Source organism: Neptuniibacter sp. QD57_21 (genome assembly GCF_047778075.1).
Classification (GTDB): Bacteria; Pseudomonadota; Gammaproteobacteria; order Pseudomonadales; family Balneatricaceae; genus Neptuniibacter.
In genome coordinates this window covers 2,137,382-2,155,864 of the sequence record NZ_CP180549.1, presented here as the reverse complement: position 1 = coordinate 2,155,864, position 18,483 = coordinate 2,137,382, and the positions used below count along the sequence as shown (strand labels likewise).

General features: G+C 41.9%; 18 protein-coding genes. 15 read left to right on the top strand and 3 right to left on the bottom strand.

Going from position 1 to position 18,483, the window contains the following annotated elements; translation table 11 throughout:
• The first annotated feature begins 19 nt into the window (after positions 1-19).
• The 7 genes from ACMXYS_RS09595 (at position 20) to ACMXYS_RS09565 (ending at position 7,446) form a co-directional block, all read left to right on the top strand.
• Positions 20-1,453, top strand: coding sequence for an aspartate kinase (locus ACMXYS_RS09595; RefSeq protein WP_415896363.1), 1,434 nt, complete (start codon positions 20-22; stop codon positions 1,451-1,453).
• Positions 1,454-1,583: 130 nt separating this feature from the next.
• Positions 1,584-2,330 carry an FAD-binding oxidoreductase gene (locus tag ACMXYS_RS09590; protein WP_415896362.1) on the top strand — a complete coding sequence of 249 codons (747 nt, stop codon included), beginning with the start codon at positions 1,584-1,586 and terminating at the stop codon, positions 2,328-2,330.
• A 99-nt stretch (positions 2,331-2,429) separates the two neighbouring features.
• Positions 2,430-3,032 (top strand): CBS domain-containing protein, encoded by a 603-nt coding sequence (locus ACMXYS_RS09585; RefSeq protein ID WP_415881498.1) that lies wholly within the window; start codon positions 2,430-2,432, stop codon positions 3,030-3,032.
• A 120-nt stretch (positions 3,033-3,152) separates the two neighbouring features.
• The gene (locus ACMXYS_RS09580) at positions 3,153-4,310 is read left to right on the top strand and encodes a type III PLP-dependent enzyme (protein WP_415896361.1); all 1,158 of its coding nucleotides are present in this window, start codon (positions 3,153-3,155) and stop codon (positions 4,308-4,310) included.
• A 155-nt stretch (positions 4,311-4,465) separates the two neighbouring features.
• On the top strand, positions 4,466-5,356 hold the full coding sequence (locus ACMXYS_RS09575) for a diguanylate cyclase (RefSeq protein WP_415881496.1): 891 nt from the start codon (positions 4,466-4,468) through the stop codon (positions 5,354-5,356).
• Positions 5,357-5,439: 83 nt separating this feature from the next.
• Positions 5,440-5,916, top strand: a complete 477-nt coding sequence (locus ACMXYS_RS09570) for a DUF2947 domain-containing protein (RefSeq protein WP_415896360.1) — start codon at positions 5,440-5,442, stop codon at positions 5,914-5,916.
• 756 nt (positions 5,917-6,672) lie between these two features.
• Positions 6,673-7,446, top strand: a complete 774-nt coding sequence (locus ACMXYS_RS09565; RefSeq protein ID WP_415884659.1) for a helix-turn-helix domain-containing protein — start codon at positions 6,673-6,675, stop codon at positions 7,444-7,446.
• A gap of 14 nt (positions 7,447-7,460) precedes the next feature.
• Here ACMXYS_RS09565 and ACMXYS_RS09560 read toward each other — a convergent pair whose 3' ends face one another.
• Positions 7,461-7,730, bottom strand: a complete 270-nt coding sequence (locus ACMXYS_RS09560) for a hypothetical protein (RefSeq protein ID WP_415881494.1) — start codon at positions 7,728-7,730, stop codon at positions 7,461-7,463.
• Between the two features lie 290 nt (positions 7,731-8,020).
• On the opposite strand from ACMXYS_RS09560, the gene ACMXYS_RS09555 reads away from it, so the two are divergent.
• The 5 genes from ACMXYS_RS09555 (at position 8,021) to ACMXYS_RS09535 (ending at position 12,946) form a co-directional block, all read left to right on the top strand.
• On the top strand, positions 8,021-8,527 hold the full coding sequence (locus ACMXYS_RS09555) for an FKBP-type peptidyl-prolyl cis-trans isomerase (RefSeq protein WP_415881493.1): 507 nt from the start codon (positions 8,021-8,023) through the stop codon (positions 8,525-8,527).
• Positions 8,528-8,704: 177 nt separating this feature from the next.
• Positions 8,705-9,010 carry a hypothetical protein gene (locus tag ACMXYS_RS09550; RefSeq protein WP_415881492.1) on the top strand — a complete coding sequence of 102 codons (306 nt, stop codon included), beginning with the start codon at positions 8,705-8,707 and terminating at the stop codon, positions 9,008-9,010.
• A 79-nt stretch (positions 9,011-9,089) separates the two neighbouring features.
• Positions 9,090-10,010, top strand: a complete 921-nt coding sequence (locus ACMXYS_RS09545; RefSeq protein WP_415896359.1) for an AAA family ATPase — start codon at positions 9,090-9,092, stop codon at positions 10,008-10,010.
• Entirely contained in the window at positions 9,997-10,983 is a 987-nt protein-coding gene (locus ACMXYS_RS09540; protein WP_415896358.1) for a DUF58 domain-containing protein, read from the top strand. Before ACMXYS_RS09545 ends, ACMXYS_RS09540 begins: the two co-directional genes overlap by 14 nt.
• Positions 10,961-12,946, top strand: a complete 1,986-nt coding sequence (locus ACMXYS_RS09535; protein WP_415896357.1) for a transglutaminaseTgpA domain-containing protein — start codon at positions 10,961-10,963, stop codon at positions 12,944-12,946. Before ACMXYS_RS09540 ends, ACMXYS_RS09535 begins: the two co-directional genes overlap by 23 nt.
• A gap of 1 nt (position 12,947) precedes the next feature.
• On the opposite strand, the gene ACMXYS_RS09530 is transcribed toward ACMXYS_RS09535, so the two are convergent.
• On the bottom strand, positions 12,948-13,532 hold the full coding sequence (locus ACMXYS_RS09530) for a uracil-DNA glycosylase family protein (RefSeq protein WP_415896356.1): 585 nt from the start codon (positions 13,530-13,532) through the stop codon (positions 12,948-12,950).
• 62 nt (positions 13,533-13,594) lie between these two features.
• On the opposite strand from ACMXYS_RS09530, the gene ACMXYS_RS09525 reads away from it, so the two are divergent.
• On the top strand, positions 13,595-14,296 hold the full coding sequence (locus ACMXYS_RS09525; protein ID WP_415896355.1) for a M48 family metallopeptidase: 702 nt from the start codon (positions 13,595-13,597) through the stop codon (positions 14,294-14,296).
• A gap of 166 nt (positions 14,297-14,462) precedes the next feature.
• Complete coding sequence (locus ACMXYS_RS09520) at positions 14,463-16,262, top strand: methyl-accepting chemotaxis protein (RefSeq protein ID WP_415881486.1); 1,800 nt, start codon at positions 14,463-14,465, stop codon at positions 16,260-16,262.
• A gap of 63 nt (positions 16,263-16,325) precedes the next feature.
• Here the strand turns inward: ACMXYS_RS09520 and ACMXYS_RS09515 are convergent, their stop codons facing one another.
• Positions 16,326-17,126, bottom strand: coding sequence for a response regulator (locus tag ACMXYS_RS09515; protein WP_415881485.1), 801 nt, complete (start codon positions 17,124-17,126; stop codon positions 16,326-16,328).
• A gap of 688 nt (positions 17,127-17,814) precedes the next feature.
• Here ACMXYS_RS09515 and ACMXYS_RS09510 point away from each other — a divergent pair.
• The gene (locus tag ACMXYS_RS09510) at positions 17,815-18,468 is read left to right on the top strand and encodes a TetR/AcrR family transcriptional regulator (protein ID WP_415881484.1); all 654 of its coding nucleotides are present in this window, start codon (positions 17,815-17,817) and stop codon (positions 18,466-18,468) included.
• Positions 18,469-18,483: the final 15 nt, after the last annotated feature.

The following is an 18,483-nucleotide window of genomic DNA, read 5'->3' as shown; positions in this document are numbered from 1 at the left end:
AGAAATATCCGGAAAGAAGATGCATACAGTTGAGAAGATCGGCGGCACTTCCATGAGCCGCTTTGAGGAATTGATGGACACCATTTTGGTGGGTAAGCGCACCACACCAGAGGAACTGTATAACCGAATTTTTGTTGTGTCAGCTTATGGCGGTATTACCAACTATCTTCTTGAACACAAGAAAACCGGTGAGCCTGGTGTTTATGCACGTTTTGCTAACGCAGAAAGTGAGCAGGCATGGATCGATGAGCTGAGTAAAGTTCAGGCGAAAATGGAAGAGATCAACGCTGAACTTTTCGCTGATATGGAATTTGAGCGAAACGCTGCGGATGCTTTTGTAATCGAGCGTTTGAATGACGTTCGCGATTGCATGAAGAGCCTGCACCACCTTTGTACTTACGGTCACTTCCAGTTGGAAGAACACCTGATGAAAGTACGTGAGATGCTAGCATCTATCGGTGAGGCGCACAGTGCATACAACTCTGTACTTGTTCTACGTAATTCTGGCATCAATGCACGTTTTGTTGATCTGACAGGTTGGCACCTAGATCAGCCTCTACCGTTTGAAGAGATGGTTAAGACTCAGTTTGCCGATGTTCAGATCGACAAAGAGATGGTTATTGCTACGGGCTATACGCACTGTGAAGAAGGTCTGATGAAGACTTTTGACCGTGGTTACAGCGAGATGACTTTTAGCACGATTGCGACTGTAACAGGTGCTGATGAGGCGATTATCCATAAGGAATATCACCTGAGTTCTGCAGATCCAATGCTCGTTGGAACTGATAACGTAGTAACTATCGGTGCGACTAATTACGATGTAGCCGATCAGCTTTCTAACTTAGGTATGGAAGCTATCCATCCTAAAGCTGCGAAAGGTTTGCGTCGTAACGGTGTTAAATTGCGCATTAAAAACGCATTTGAGCCAGAGCACGAAGGTACGGTTATTAGTCAGGATTACCACAGCAATGCACCTCGTGTTGAGATCATTGCAGGTCGTAATGATGTATTTGGTATCGAAATCTTTGACCAAGAGATGCTTGGTGATGCGGCGTATGATATTGAAATCTCTAAGCTGCTAGCTCAGTTGAAGCTTTACGTGATTAACAAAGATGCTGATGCGAACAGTATCACGTACTATGTTGGCGGTTCTCGTAAGATGGTAAACCGTGCAACGCGCCTAATGGAAGAGATGTATCCAGAAGGCCAGATTCGTTTGCACAATCTTGCGATCGTTTCTGCTATCGGTTCACATATGAAGGTTAAAGGCATCCTTGCTCGTACAGTAAGTGCTTTGGCTGAAGCTGATATCAACGTAATGGCGCTTCACCAGTCTATCCGTCAGGTAGAGATGCAGTGTGTTGTCTCTGAAGATGACTACGAGAAGGCGATCATTGCATTGCATGCCGCTCTGATTGAGCAGAGCCCGCAGAACGTAAATACTGCGGCTTAATCGCAAACTTCTGTAAAGCCCGCGCAAGCGGGCTTTTTTATTAAACATATTTAAATTAATTTGAACGTTTTTTGACCCTGTCTTTCTATAGATGTATGTTTAATACATTTATATAGGTGTGGGTTGAGATATGTTGAGTAATAACAGAGTAGAGTTAAGTCTAGTAGAAAAGCGTTATTTAACACCTCGCTCGATTGAATTAACTTACAAGGGCGAAGGTCCGATTCGTTATATCCCCGGTCAATTTTTTTCGATTGAGTTCACCTACCAAGGTCAGACAAAGGCGAGAAGTTACAGTGTGGCAAATGGGGATTTACCCAGTGTAGATAACAGATTACTCACTTTTGTCATTACTTTGGTCCCTGATGGTGCTGCCAGCGAATATTTTAGAGCTGCAGAACTTGGTAGCACCGTTGCTGTTAATGGGCCTTTTGGCAATTTGATCTTACCTAAAGTCTCCCCCAAGAGGTTTGTCTTTATCGCAACAGGTGCGGGAGTGACGCCGTTTAGGTCTATGTTGCCGGAGCTTCGATCCCGTATCTCTGAAAATCCTGAGTTGAAAATGGTTGTTATCCAAGGGGTGAGGAATAGGGGTGAGTTGCTCTACGCCGATGAGTTTTTCGAGCTTACTCAATTTACTGCCCATGCTAAGTTTATTGCCTGCTTTAGCCGAGAGGAGAGTGAGGCCTTGTCCGAGAATGAAGCATCTGGTTATGTGTCTGACTTATATGTGGATTTGAACGCAAATCCTGATCAGGACATAGTCTATCTCTGTGGTCATCCGGACATGATTGATCAAGCAGTCAGTTATTTTGATCAGCACGGGTTTAACCCCGCCAATCTTAAGCGCGAGAAGTACCAATTCTCTTTACTATAAATGTTTTTCTAGAGGTTAACGAAGCTGGTGATTCAATAGGCGGTAAAATGGAAGCTATGTACTATTCTGATTACAGAGGCAAATCAGAGAGGGAACAGTATGCTTCAGGAATTTCGGCACATCCGATTACAAACAACGACTGATATCGATTACATTTTATCGCCAGATAAAACCGCAACACCTGCTAGCTTGTATAGTCCAGCCTTTGAAGTATTCACCGACTTTACTGAAGTAAAGCCTGTAACAATTCCTGAGTCTTTACCTATTCAAGAAGCGCTTGAGTATATGAAGAGTCAGCACGTGCGGTTGCTCTTTGTCTTGGATAACCAAGATAATTTTACCGGTATTATCACTGCGTCAGATGCCGCAGGTCGAAAAGTCATGGCCTTTATGCAGCGTGATGGGGTTAGTCGAGATCAGGTTCAAGTAAGACATATTATGTTGAGTAAATTGAATATGAATGCGCTTACATATGAGCAACTTAAGGATGCAAGGGTAGGGGATATTATGTTGACCCTTAAAGGGTCTGGAGATCAGCATGTAGTGGTCATTGATGAAAGTTCAGCGGGAGTCCTGAGAATTAGAGGGATAATCTCGGCAAGTGATATCTCAAGGCGCCTGAAAATTGGCTTTGATGTGATGTACGAATCTAAAAGTTTTGCGGAAATAGAACGGGTGATTCGTAGTGGTGAAGGGGCTTAGTTTTAAAGCATAAATCTAATGCTGGACTTGGAATTCTATTACTGACTATACTTCGCGCCTTTACTGTACTAGGCACTGCTAGAGTACTTTGTCTAACCCAATTGTGTGGTGCAATTGCGCATGATTTTACCAAACCAATTTAGTCCCGATGTTCCTAATAAGTTAGAAGCATTAACTCAGACTAAACCTACACCTTTTTTAGCTTTAGACCTTTCAGTTATCGAAACTCGTTTTGCTGAATTGAGTAAGGGGTTTCCTAAAGCTGATGTGTATTACGCAGTAAAAGCAAACCCCGCTAATGAGGTGATTGAGCTATTAGTGAAAGAGGGGGCTAGCTTTGATATCGCTTCCCCGCAGGAGTTAGATAAAGTACTGCAATTTGATGTTGCGCCAGAGCGTATAAGCTACGGAAATACGATTAAGAAGTGCTCTGCAATTAAATACTTCTATGATCACGGTGTACGCCTGTTTGCGACCGACTCTGAGGCCGATCTACGCAATATAGCGGAGTATGCGCCAGGTTCTGATGTCTATATCCGTGTGCTCACTGATGGCTCAGAAGGTGCTGATTGGCCTTTGTCGCGTAAGTTTGGCTGTAACCCAGAAATGGCAATTGAACTTGCTGTGCTTGCGCGTGATTTGGGTTTAAACCCTTATGGGGTTTCCTTCCATGTGGGTTCTCAACAGCGTGATATCGATGTTTGGGATGGTGCGATTGCCAAGGTCAAAGTGATCTTTGAGCGTTTGGTTGAAGAGCATGGCATCCGTTTGCAAATGATTAATATGGGCGGTGGTTTTCCTGCGACCTATTTACAGAAGACCAATGAATTTGAAACCTATGCGGAAGAGATTACGCGCTTTCTAAAAGAAGATTTTGGTGAAGAGCTACCAAGAATTATCCTTGAGCCTGGCCGCTCGTTGGTTGGCGATGCTGGAATCATCGTATCAGAAGTGGTGTTGATCTCTCGAAAATCTTCTACAGCGTTGGAACGTTGGGTCTATACCGATGTAGGCATGTTTAACGGTTTGATTGAAACTTTGGGTGAGGCAATTAAATATCCGCTATCTACTTCAAAGTCAGGGCCTGAGGAGGAGGTGATTCTTGCCGGCCCTACCTGTGATAGTCTAGATATCATGTATGAGCAGCATAAATATGAGTTGCCGCTATCTCTAGAGATCGGTGATCATATCTATTGGTTCTCTACCGGTGCTTACACCACCAGTTATAGCTCGATCGAGTTTAACGGTTTCCCCCCTCTGGATTACTATATTTTGTAATCTTGGTCGCAGTATTTCGGTACTGCGACTAAAAATATCCTTTTTGAATCAAGCTTCTGCGCATAAAAACTGCAAAACAGGTTGTTCATCCTGCCTCAAACAGCTATCTTTTTGGTATGCCAATTTTTATCGTCTGGTTGAGTGGAGAGTAGTGGATGTCGGATAAACAGATTCAAGCTCGCTATGGTGCTGTTCTGGAAGCAACAGCGGATGTAGTGATGGTACTTGAACCAACAGGTTTGATCATGGCGTGTTCTGCAGGTGACGCAGGTTGGTTGGATGCCGATGCGATCATGGGACGTAAACTCGAAGATATTTTCCCTGCTGATATTAGCGGTAATATTACTGCTGCTGGGGTTAAGTCTATTGAGAAGAATACAGCGATTAAGACTTACATTCAGTTAAGACCTGAACACGTACCTGTGTTGAAAGACCAAGGTTTAAGTGAAACAAAATGGATGGAGCTGCGTTGTTCTGCTGCAGGTGATGAGGTTGTAGCGGTTTTTCGAGACATCTCTGCCCAACGAAGACTTGAAAGGCAGGTCACGAATCAGGCCCAGCGTGACCCTCTGACAGGTGCTTATAACCGTCGCGCACTAAGACCTGTATTAGAACAGGCTATCGCACAAGCGCAGCGTTACGATTGGGTCTGCAGCTTGATGGTTATTGATGTTGATGATTTTAGCGACCTTAATGACAGATACTCTTGGGATTGTGGTGATCAAGTTCTACAACAGTTAGTTACCTCTATCCATGGTATGAAGCGTACTTCAGATTTCCTTGCACGTTACGGTGACGATCAGTTTGTAATGTTTATGCCGGAAACGAACCATGAACAGGGTATGGCTGCTGGTAATCGTGTGCGCAAAATGATGGAAGAGATGGAAATCCCTTACGCAGCTGGCGATGTTAAATTTACTGTCAGTGTTGGTGTTGCAGCGCTAGATGGCCTGGAAGACGATCCTGATAACATGTTGAGACGCGCCAACGAGAACCTATTCGTAGCTAAGCAAAGCGGTTGTAACCGTGTTGAAGGTGAAGGATAACCATAGTCCGCTTTCTTTTAAAAAGGGAGCTATTCAGCTCCCTTTTTCTTTTTTTGTGAATCTTAGAAAATTTTGAGTAAACAATGAAATATATTCCGTTGGAAGAGTACACCAAGGCTTGGATCTTTCGTCACAGGGATTTGCCTGTTTCTGAAGAAGATCTTGCGCAGATCAATCCTTTGACGGAAAGTCGTGCGGAGCAGATTTGGTCAGAGCATATAAGCAGAGGTTGCTCTCATCCAGAACACTTTGGAGAAGGTGATTGGGCCGCCAAAGATAAAAACTGGTTTGAGAAAGATTTTTGGCAGAGTGCTTGGGATGCGCAATCAAGTCAAATGCCGGAGCTACTGACAGCCCATATGGCTGAGTGGGATGATAACATCACAGTGTATTTCTGTTACCAAAGTGATCATATTATTGAGACTAAGTGGGGTGTTTTTCGCCGTAATTGGAAGAACTTTCTCTTTTTTGACAATGGGCCTGTATTATTAGGCCGAAAACGTCAGCAGGTTGCTCAGTTTTTCGATAATGGAAGTTATCGCTTAGGTATGCGTACCTAATGAATGCACTTTAGTGGGGGGTAGGCACGATACTGATTGTGCCTCTATTCCTTTCTTATCGCTAAGCTCATTTCTTGATAGCTGTTCACTAGTTTCTAACTTTCTAACGCATAAGCTTAATGAAAATTAATTGCAATATTATTAAGTGAATGTTCAGTATCTATAGATAAATATACAAAACTCCTCTCTAAACAAGTCGTATTTCTTATTAAAAATCTAAAAGAATGCGATGTAATAAATTTGTAATTTGATTTAGCTTAAGTATTGTTTGTTTTTACAAATCTTTGTTTGAATTTTTTATCTTTATATGTCAAAAATAGACTCTTAATATGTTTACTTGTTGTTGCCTTATTCCTTACGAGTTGTGTGTGATATGGGGTCGGTAGTAGTACTAAAGTTCTGATTTTACCATATATATCAGAGTGATTTAGTACAGTATTAGAGAAATTTAAATCAGCTGGAAGGCAAAGAATTCAATGAGCCTACGGCTTTAGTCCATGAAAAATTGACCTGAGAGCGAAAAACACCCTCGATACTATATTTTTTGGTACTTCTTCCATTTTGGAATACGCTTATCATTAACATATGGATTGGGGAATCTATGTTTTTAGGAGTCATAGGTTAATTTTTGTTAAAGCCCCTTTTGTTTGAATTTATGTAATTTGGTCATACCTCTTGGGTGTTTATCTTTAACAAGAATTATTTCCCCTTTAGGTATCAGGACTCACTTTTCAACGGAGTGTTTTAGTGCAAGATATGGAAAGCCTGATTCTACAGCTAAAACAACAGCCAGCACTTCAAGAAAAAACAGTGTTAGCTATTGAATGTACTTGGGATAGGCTATTACAGGAACTAGACGAGTTACTATGCCAGCTTGGTTTTACTTCCTTCACATACTCAGTGCTGACGCGTCAGCATATTGAAGGTTTGTCAGATCATCAGAGGCAGCGTTGGGAAAATGGTTTTGATATTGTCGGTTCGTTACCGGATGCAGTTGTTAAAGCTTATTATCGAGACGTTGCTCATGCTGACCCGTTATGGAAAGTGTTACCAGAAGCGCGTTCTCCACTCGTCGTTAAGAATACCGATAGTAGTGTTGGTTCACAGGCAGAATCGTTTTGGAAACAAAATAATATAGCGTCTCGTGTCTATGTACCTATGACGGGTGCGAGTGATAATTATTGGTTTCATTACTTTGGTCTTTTTCATAGTTTGCCAGCTGGCGAATTTGAAGAGTTTTTCGAGTCAGTAAAGGAGTGGCTGGTACCTATTTTAGCTCGTTATCACTCATTACTGCAGGTTGTTTGTGAGAAAGAGCAAAACCCTTTCCTTAAGCAGGAGCTGTTATCGCATACTTGCCGTCAGATTATTCAGATGACAGCTGAGGGCATGGCGGTAAAAAGAATCGCTGATAAGCTGGCGTTAACTGAGGAAGGAATTACGTATCATATTACTCGAGCCAAACGTGTGTTTGGTGCGCGTAATAAAACTCAGCTTGTTGCGATTTTGTATGAAGTAGGTCTTTTGTAACCATAAGCTATCAATTACGGTTGATAGCTTATGCGTTTGCCGAAACTTAGATTCTCAGTTTCGTACTCTGTAGATTGACTCTCAGTTTCAACCTGATCGACAGGCTTGCCGCTAAAGTCTCCACCACTGATTATTTCCCACTCGTTGTCATGCTTGTGTAAGTAGGCGTAACAGCAACAGCATTTATACAACTCACTACCTTTCAATTCACTAATCTTTTTTAGTGCTGAGTGTGGTTTGTGATGCAATACAAGGCTGTAGCATAGCGTACATGCCTTTTCCATTAGCTTGATCCTCCATGATAAGGCTATCAATAGATACAAATTAGCACAGGGATCTAGATTTGGAGCTAAGAAAAATTCCTATTTTCTAGTGAAGGTGTAATTTCTTTGTGTGATAGATAGCTAGAACTAGCAGCATTTTGGTGCAATCTGTATGATTGACTTAACTAAGTTTTTACTTGTGGTTGGACCTTTAGCTAGGTTTCCAAATCCTAATCAGGGTGATGGTTTATTGCAGTGTTAATTTCATCTGCAGCTTAAGTGTATCTCCCTCTAAATAGAGAATTCTTTGTATGCAAATTGCTGAAAATCTAGTTGGTTACATCCACTACACACTAAAAAATGAAGAAGGTGAAGTTCTAGATTCTTCTCAGGGCCAAGAGCCATTACCATTCGTTTGTGGCGCTAACAATATTGTTCCTGGTTTGGAAAAAGCGCTGATTGGCAAAACGGTTGGTGATAAGTTAGATGTTGTTGTGACACCTGAAGAAGGTTACGGCGATGTGCGTGAAGAGCTAGTGCAGACAGTTGATCGTGCTAATTTTCAAGGTATTGATGACATTCAGGTTGGTATGCAGTTTATGGCTGAAGCACCTTGGGGGCAGCAGCCAGTTACAGTTGTAGCTCTTGAAGAAGATGGCGTTATCCTTGATGGTAACCACCCTCTAGCGGGCCAAACACTGACTTTTAATGTCGAAGTGACTAATGTTCGTGAAGCGACAGAAGAAGAGTTATCTCATGGCCACGTACACGAAGGTGGTGAAAGCTGCTGTGATAGTGGTGATTCTTGCTGTGACTAATATGTCTGATCTGTAATTATAAAAGCCCGGTTTATACCGGGTTTTTTTGTGACTATCTATGCCCTCTAGCCTTCGTAATACCTGATCTTTGACTATTATTAATCTAAACGTTTCGGTGTTACGTACAATGCTCATCTCTTTTTAAATTATCCGCAAGCATAGTTCTGGAGGCTTTTTATGAACATAGAGCAAATGGGTATGCTAAAGCAGCAGGCAAGAATCAAGGGTGTTAATTTTATCGAATCTGGGTGTGGCCCTATGGTTATCGAGGTGGAATTCGATGATCATGATCATTTACACAAAGAGTTGATCAAAGATCAGGAAGGTAAGGTTGTTACCTGTCACAATGTAAAAGAGGGTTATGATATCTGCCTTAAAGCCGGCATTCATGAGGCCAACCTTGTTCAGATCGAGACTCATGATGAAGCGTGCCGTTCTGATTTTGCGGATTATCACCAAGATTCAATCCCTCTTAAATTTTAACAGTAAGATGGGATAAGCTCGTGCAGGAGCTAAACCAAACTGGCATAGTAATTACTCAGGGATATGGAGTAAGGTGTTCATGCGCGAAAAGCTAGATCAGATTGTTGAGGCAGTTGGCCAGGTTTTATATGGGAAAGAAGTTCAAATCAGGCAGGCGCTTACTTGTTTGATTACTGGGGGGCATCTATTAATTGAAGATCTGCCTGGGATGGGGAAAACGACTTTATCCCATGCCTTGGCTAAAGTGCTTGGGCTAGATTATCAACGAATTCAATTTACTAGTGATATGTTGCCCGCTGATATTTTAGGGGCATCTATTTTTGATTCTGCTAACGGTCAGTTTATTTTTCATAAAGGGCCTGTTTTTGCCCAGCTCATATTAGCTGACGAAATTAATCGTACAACACCAAAAACACAAAGCGCACTGCTAGAGGCGATGGAAGAAAGGCAGGTAACGGTTGAAGGGCGTAGTTACGATTTACCTCAACCTTTCTTTGTTATTGCCACCCAAAACCCAATTTCCCAATATGGTACTTTTCCACTGCCTGAATCTCAGCTCGATCGTTTCTTAATGCGTATTCATCTTGGTTACCCTTCATTAGAAGCTGAAAGGGAGCTTTTATTAGGTGGGGATGCCCGTAAGAAAATCCCGGACCTTAATGAGCAGCTTGAGCTTATCGAGCTTGATCAGATTCGAGGTGAGTGTGCTCAGGTTTCTGTATCAGGTAGTGTGCTGGATTATATTCAGAGGCTGGTTAAGTACAGTCGCGAATCAACAGAATTTGAATATGGCATATCTCCGCGAGGGAGTTTGGCGTTACTAAATACAGCTAAAACCTGGGCCTATATTAGTGGTAGAGAGTATGTGATTCCTGAAGATATACAATCTTTGCTAGGACCTGTATTTGCACACCGTCTACGTTCATCGGAGGATTACATGGATCAGAGTGGTACTGCGCTGGTTCGTAAATTGCTGAGTGAAGTTGATGTGGTTGGTTGATCAAGTCGGTGGCCGGTTTCAAGTATGGGTTGATAAGGTTATCAGTTCTAGGCGGCCTAAAGGTCATTCCATCCTTTTAAATCAAAAACGTATCTATATTTTTCCGACTGCTTCAGGTTGGAGTTTTCTCTTTCTTTGTATCCTTCTTTTTTTTATCGCAACGAATTATCAAAACAACCTTATCCATGCGGTAGCTTACTTGTTGGTAGCCCTTGGAGTGCTAACTATACATTTTACCTATCTAAACCTATCAGGTTTAAGAATCACTGCGCTAAGAGGTAAAAACTGTTTTGCAGGTGATTCAACTTACCTTTCGGTGCTGTTGGAATCTGAAAATAATCGGAACTACGAAACTATTCAGTTGAACTGGAAGGGGCAACCTGAAGAAACGGTCCACCTTGAGAAAGAACAAGCGCGAGATGTAGAACTGAATCTGACTACCCATAAACGAGGTCGTTTAAAGCCGGGTCCACTGAAGATAGAAACCACTTATCCATTTGGTTTATTAAGGGCTTGGAGTTGGGTTGAGTTAGATTTAGATATAGTCGTATTTCCAAAACCTCAAAAAGGACCGCGGCCTGATTTAAATAGTGGTGATCAAGATAGTTATTCTGGGGATAAAAGGGCTGGTGATGATTTTTTTGGTTTGGAAGAGTATCAGCCGGGACAGTCAACTAAACATATCGCTTGGAAGCAATTTGCGCAGGGGCGAGGGTTGTTAGTAAAGCGCTATGTCGGACAGCAAAGTCGTCAGGTGTGGTTGAATTGGGAGTCGTGGCCAGATCTTCCAATGGAGCCTAGGCTCAGTGTTATCTGTTATTGGGCAATTCAATTAGAGCATGAAGGAATAGATTTTGGATTGATGTTGCCCAATAACCGAATTCAACCTTCATCAGGCCCGGATCATTTAGAAAAGGTTTTAACGGTGCTAGCGGTATTTGGAGGTGCGAATGGCAACACTGGCCATGCATAACCAGCAGCTAAGCCGTACGGCACTACTATGGCAGTTGATTAGTGTGTTTGTGGTTGTTCTGCCTCACGTTAGCCATCTGCCTGTTTGGGTGCCAGGTATAGTGCTGTTCACATTAAGCTGGCGAGTGATGGTCTTTATTGGTCGTTGGTCGTTTCCTGCTAAATGGTTTAAATCTGTTTTGGTTTTTGTCGCAGGAGCATCCGTTCTGCTCAGTTATCAAGAGGGAGGGGGGATTAGCTCTACCGTTTCCTTATTAGTTGTTGCCTTCTCCTTAAAACTGTTGGAAATCTACAAGCGGCGTGATGCTTTGGTTGTTCTCTATGTGGCATATCTTATCGCTGCATCTATTTTTCTTTTCACGCAAACAATATGGATGGCATTTTACACATTATTCTGTTTGTTGGTTGTAAGTACTGCTTTACAGGCGATACATATTCATCGTGCAGTGCCATTCTTTCAGCCGTTTAAGCGAACCTGCTTGATGTTTATTCCGGTGTTCCCATTAATGATTGTCTTATTTATGGGCATGCCGCGAATAGATCCACTCTGGCAGATTAGTTTTGATAAAAGTGCGGCCAAAACCGGTTTGTCTGACACCATGACTCCAGGCGATATCACACGATTGACTCGCTCAGCAGAGGTGGCTTTTAGAGCGACTTTTGAGGGAGTAAAGCCGCCGCAATCAAGCTTATATTGGCGCGCGATTGTTCTTCATGACTTTGATGGTCGTAGTTGGAGTAATCTAGAAAGTAGTTTGGTAAATAGAGATAAAGCGACAGAGTCAGAGCGTTCTGGTGCAAAAATTGGTTATGAGCTCATTTTAGAGCCTACTCAGGCGACTTATGTTCCCGCATTAGATTATGTAAGCAAAACCCCCAGTGAATTAGAGTTCCGTGCTGGGCGAGTATTAGAAACACGTAGCCCATTAATTCAGCGGAAACAATTTTCATTAGTTGCAAGGCCTGCTTTGTCTATAGGCTCTGAGCGAAGCTATCAGAGCTTTACCCGAGAAATTTATTTGCCCGAAGGCAATCCTGTGACAATGGAATTAGCTCGACAATGGTGGCGAGAAACCGGAACTGAAGAGGCGTTTATTCGGCGAATACTTGAATTTTTCAATAAAAACTTCAGCTATACACTCTCCCCGCCACCGCTGGGGGTGAATACTGTGGATGATTTTCTCTTCAAAACACAAAGGGGGTTCTGTGGCCATTACTCAAGCGCTACGGCATTTATGCTTCGTTCGGTGGGTATTCCAGCAAGGATTGTCACTGGCTATCAAGGCGGAGAGTGGAATCATTATGAAAATTATCTATTAGTAAGGCAGTATGATGCTCATGCTTGGGTGGAAGCATGGCTTCCGAATAAGGGCTGGGTGCGGATTGATCCAACAGCAGCAGTCTCTCCCGATCGTATTGAAGAGGCGTCGAGTGAAGTGTTATCCCGTGAGCCCGAGTTTTTAAACGAAAGCCCTGTGCAAAGTTTAGGTATTAAGGGCGATGGTTTTTTATCAGAATTAAGGCTGCGTATAGAAGGGTTTAACTATGCTTGGCATCGTTGGGTTTTACACTATCATCATCGACAGATAGATCTGCTTCGTGATCTCTTAGGAGAGGTAACTGCGTGGCGTTTAGTCATATTCCTACTCGTCCCGTTTGCTATAGTGATAACCATCACAATGCTGTTAATGGCTCGGTCTAGTGCTGCGCCACCACAAGATCCCTTTGACTCAAACATTATTCGTTTATCTAATGGTTTAAAGCCGAAGGGCTTACAGAGATCAAAAGGTGAAACGGTAGGTGATTACTGTGCGAGATTAGCTAATGTGCGGCCTGATTTAGCCGAGGTTTGTGGTCAAATTGCTCTGCAATATGAATGTGTTAAATATGCTGCAAATGATGACGGTCCAACAGTTACAGAATTTTCAAAAACTATAGATCAATGCATAGTTTCATTTAGATGATTTAAAGATTGATCATAGCTAATTTTTTTCTTAACAGCGGTAGCGTTTCCGCTTCAAACCAAGGGTTTTTCTTCAACCATAGCTGATTTCTCGGTGAGGGGTGAGGTAAAGGGAAGATAGCTGTAGGTGCTTTATAAGCATTTTTTACACGTTCGGTGAGAGTTTTGTAATTAGCTAAGACTTGATCCTGATTTAGGTAATAACGCTGAGCATACTGTCCAATTAAAAGAGTTAATTGGATGGAAGGCATCTCATTCAATAGGCGCTCGTGCCATGTGGGGGCGCATTCAGGTCTGGGTGGGTTGTCACCTGATCGTCCTTTACCTGGATAACAAAACCCCATAGGCATAATTGCAATCTTGTTATCATTGTAAAAAGTTTCTTTGTCTAATTTTAGCCATTCTCGTAATCTATCGCCGCTGGGGTTGTCCCAAGGGATACCTGAATGATGAACTTTGCTACCTGGGGCTTGGCCGATAATTATAAGCTTAGAATCAGCAGAAGCTTGTACTATTGGGCGAGGCCCTAAAGGGAGTGCTTTTTCACAGAGTCTGCAGCTTCTTATTTGATCAAGAAGTTCGATCAATTTTGAATCCCTCCTAGTAAAAAATTATTTAGCAGTTTTTCTAAACAAGCAGTTATAACCTAATGAATGAAACTATAGAGCAGTACACAATAATTAGAAGTGCGCGTAGAAAAACAGCGGCTATTCAGGTGGATGAAAAAGGCGTCTCAATTCGGGTTCCTGAATGGGTAACTGATCAGTGGATAGAGGCTTGGATTTCTAAGAAACAGGGATGGATATCGCAAAAACAGGCAGTTATGTCACAAAATCTTAAAACGTTTTGTTTGAAAACTGAAAAAGGTGCTTTGTTTCCATTCCTAGGTAACGAATATGTTCTGGATTGGTGTCATGGGGATCGATGGGGTGTTGTATTCGAGGGTGCCAAGCTATTAGTGGTTATGGGTAAACGTCGTTCAAATACGAAGAGTGATTCAGAGCGTGTTGAGGCATTTTTGAAAAAATGGTTTAAAGAGCAGGCTGAACAGGTTATAGCTGAACGAGTTAAACATTGGGCTGATAAAAAAAATGTAAAATATAACTCATTGAAATGTAAGAGTTTTAAGCGTAGGTGGGGCAGCTGTTCGGCGCAAGGTGAAATTACCTTTAACTGGCGACTAGTATTTGCGGATAAAAATATTATAGATTATGTGGTTATTCATGAGTTATCACACCTGACTCATTTAAATCACAGTCCTAAATTTTGGGCGCTTGTTGAGAGGCACTGCCCGGATTGGAAAGAAAAGCGTTCTTATCTTCAATCAAAAAATGCTTGGGTTCTTTGGTGACTGTTTGTTTGAATTGCTGAATGGTTGTGTTATTTTTGATGTGTTTTCATAGTGTTAACAAATAACGCATCGCTATATAAATAGTCTATGCTGTTTGGAAAAGGAGTTTTAGCACTATTCGCCAAATGAGATGGCACAGGCAGCGATAAAAATAATGAGAGCGAAAATGAGCCTATACAAGAGTATCGAGAAATCCTTATTCAATACGTTAACTAAGAAGATCTTGGGTAACGTCCTATTCCTACTTTTACCCCATATCGTTTTACTGCTTATTGGTTACTATCACTTTGAGAAGCTTGAGCAAGGCCTCTCAGGAGTTGAGGCCGCTTCTGTACCTGTAGAGCTTATTCAGTCCCATCTGGATTCCTTTGGCTTTTACGGTGCTTTAACGGTTGGATTCGCTCTTATTACAGGTATTGGTACCATCTTCTTTATGCGTCACCTATTCCTGCGTCCAATTAATGAAATGACAGACATTTTGAAGGCGATTAAGGATAAGGATGGTGATATTTCAGCGACGCTACCTGAGTATACTTACGATGAGATCTCAGAGATGGCAGAAAGCTATAATGGATTCTCTTCTAGCTTAAAAGCAATGATTGCGGAAAGCCGTCGTCGTAGTGTAAGCGTTGCACTTAGCTCAACTCGCTTGCAGAAAGTTCTTATCGAAGCGCAAGGTTCAGCCTCTCAACAAGAAGAGCAGGCACAGAAAGTCTTCCAATCATCTCAAGAGGCCACCCAAGCCATTGATAATATTGCCGGCAGTACTCTTGAGATCTCTGAACGTAACACGCGCAATCTTGATGAAATTCGCACTTCAAGTAACGAACTTGGACGGGTACAGAATCAGGTTGAAGCGATTAGAGAGCAGGTGACTGATTTTCAAGAGACGGTTCATCAGCTTGAGATTAATTCCCGTAACATCACTGAGATCCTGGGCATGGTTAAGGATTTCTCAGATCAAACTAACCTGTTGGCGCTTAATGCATCGATTGAGGCAGCTCGTGCAGGTGAAGCAGGTCGTGGTTTCTCGGTCGTAGCCGATGAAGTACGTAATCTGTCTCAGAAAGTTAGCACAGCTACAAGCGAGATTGATCAAAACATTAGTCAGATGTCTTCTTTAGTAGGTAGTACACGAAACAGTGCTTCTACGATTTTGGAGTATGTTGGCTCTACAGAAGAGTTTATCGGTAGCACAAATGATCAATTCCACGGATTGGTCAGTGACTTTGAAGAATTAAACAGTCAGTTAAGTAGTATTAGTGCTGCCATTGACGAGCTGGCTTATACAAACCGTGAATCGCATAATCATGTTTCAGAAATTACCAACATCTCTACATCAATGCATGGAGAGATTGAGCAATCACGTCGCTTCTCTGAAGAGCTAGAGCACTCGACTGAGGAAACACAGGAACTGCTTTCTCGCTTCATCATCGGTTACGGTGGTTTTGAGGGCATGATCCAAACGGGTCGTCAGTGGAGTCAGCAGGTTCAAGATGCTTTGGAAGAGTTAAGCAATCGTGGTTGTAACATGTTTGATACTAACTACGTCCGTACAAATGATGGTCAGATGCCGGAGAAGTACGACACAAGTTATGCTGATCAATACGAAGCGATGATGCGTCCGTTATTCGATAGCTTTATCAATCAGCGTTCTGAGTTTATCTATGCTATTGCAGTAGATCGTAATGGTTATGCAGCAGCTCACCACACTAAAGTGTCGGAGCGCATTACGGGTAATTTTGAGGTAGATAACTTGAAGAGCCGTAACCGTCGAATCTTTGCCGGTAATCGTGCGGAAGTTCGTCGTGCATCTTCTACAGCACCATTCTTACTGCAGACCTTCATCCGCGATACTGGGGAAATCTTGAATGACCTATCGATTCCTCTGTATATTAATGGTCAGCACTGGGGGGCTTTGATCATGGGCTTTGCCCCAGAAAACTTGCTTGATGATAAAAGTTAAATGATTAAAGACATAAAAAAACGCGGTTAATACCGCGTTTTTTTATGTCTACTTGTATGTCTCTTACATATCAAAGTCTGTAACAAGCTGTTCCACGAGCTGCTTTACGGTGTCGTAAGAAAGAGGTTTGCTACAAATAGCTGAGACACCAGCGCTTTGCACAGCTGCTAAACGGCTCTCGTTTTGCTCACTTGTTACCATCAAAATAGGGACAGTAGGCTGTTCACTATGGCTTCTAATGTGCTCTACAAGTTCTTTACCGTCGACATTAGGCATATTGTAGTCAGTAATGATTAGGTCATATCGACTGCCGTTAGCGATGAATTCAAGGGCTTCAGAGCCGTCTTTGGCTGTATCAACTGAGTGGATTGACAGCGAATCGAGCATTTGCTTTATGTAGTTGCGCGACATTTTGCTGTCATCAACGATCAAAACTCTCAAAGCATCATATTCTTCTCTGTCGCTGTCCGATTCAAAGTCAGTGATGTAATCAAGTGTACTTCTTAATGCCATGCCCATCTCTTCACGGCTAAATGGTTTGGGCAGGATCGCTATGGCACCAGCTTGGCGAATAGGCTCAAGATAACGATAGTGTGTTTCAGAAGATATTAAGAGAAAGGTTATGTGCTCTAAAGCACCTAAACCACGCATCTGGGTAACTAAGTCAGTACCAGTCATATCTGGTAGATGCATAGATGAAAGCACCAAATCCGGAGGAGAGGAAAGCATATGCTCAAGAGCTGGCTTTGCTTCGGAGAATTCTTCGATATTATTTATGCCGAAACTGTTTAAGTGGCCGATGATGATGTGGCGCTGAACTTTAGAAGGCTCGATTACAGTGACATATATACTACTTAATTCCATATCCTAATCCATTGGCTGGTAACTTAGCTGAGTTCGCTAAGGGATAGATAGTTAATTAAAGTTTAGATCATGACAGAGATAACCCTAGCAGAAAAGTGGTGAATAGCGCTTTATATGATTAAAAATACAAGTTTTTGAGTGTTTGGTCTTAAAAGATAAAAATCCACTTACATTTGGTTGTTATTTGACCGATTAAGTTTATGTTTTTGTTTGAATTTTGTTCGATTTTTGAAGATGAGTTTTATGCTTCTTCAGCGATAGACTTATTGATTTGGAACTTTTTGTCATTAAATTGATAGTTTTTGTAACTCTTATCTTATAGGTGCATAGGAAAAGCAAATTCCTGTAGGAAATTGAATTTATAATTTCCCTATAGTCTGTGTATAACTCATTGATATTAAATGGATATGTTTGAAGTTTTAAGGTGGTTTGACTGTTCATTCAAGTGGGTATTTTCTTTAAAACTATAAGGTATCTTATAAATTTCACTATGATGAAATTTTGCCATTAAATTTTGGATTTATTGGTTATATTGATAAGCTAATGCAGCTTGATCTAAATCAGTAAATTCTTATGTTTTGATGTTGTTTGTATAACTAGAGGCGTAGCATAGGAAAAGAGAGGTGGAAAAGCTGATTTATTTTCTGGCGTTTTACCTCATGTGTTCCAAGCAAAAAAGGTCAAAGTGATGTGCCCAAATGGAAACGCCGATCTAACTAGGAGTTTGATTCTTAATGCTGCAACTCGCATCATCAGTCAAGATGGATTACAAGCGCTGACGGCGGGTAGGTTGATTGAAGAGGCAGGGGTTAGCAAAGGAGGACTCTATCATCATTTCCGAACAATGACGGAAGTTGAGATTGAGGTGCTCCAATTACTTTCCAGTAGGATGCTCTTAACATTACAAGGTTACAAAACCCCGAAAACTAAGGAAGAGTTTCTAGATCGAATAGAATCCGAGCTATTTGATTGTTTGATTACCCATGATGAGACAGCGCGAGCACTGTTCGGATATGTGTCATCATCTACATATAATCAACAAGTTCAGGTGTTACTGCGTCAATTAAATGATGATATCTCGCTGCAACGGCTACTCATTCTTCAAAAGATCAATGGTGGGGTGTCTACTGCATCATTGCAGAATACTGTGCAGATGATTTCTACGATTCAAGCTGGTTTGATGATGCGGTTTTACGTTTCAGAAGATCCAGTTAGTGTGAGGAATTACTGGCGCCCCTGCCGATCCTCATTACAGGAGCTGTTGGGTATCAAAGATCAGGCTGATATCAATTGGGAGGTCGTGCAGGCTCCGCCAACACCAGTTTCTTCAATCTGTTCTTAGTTAAGATAAGTGGCC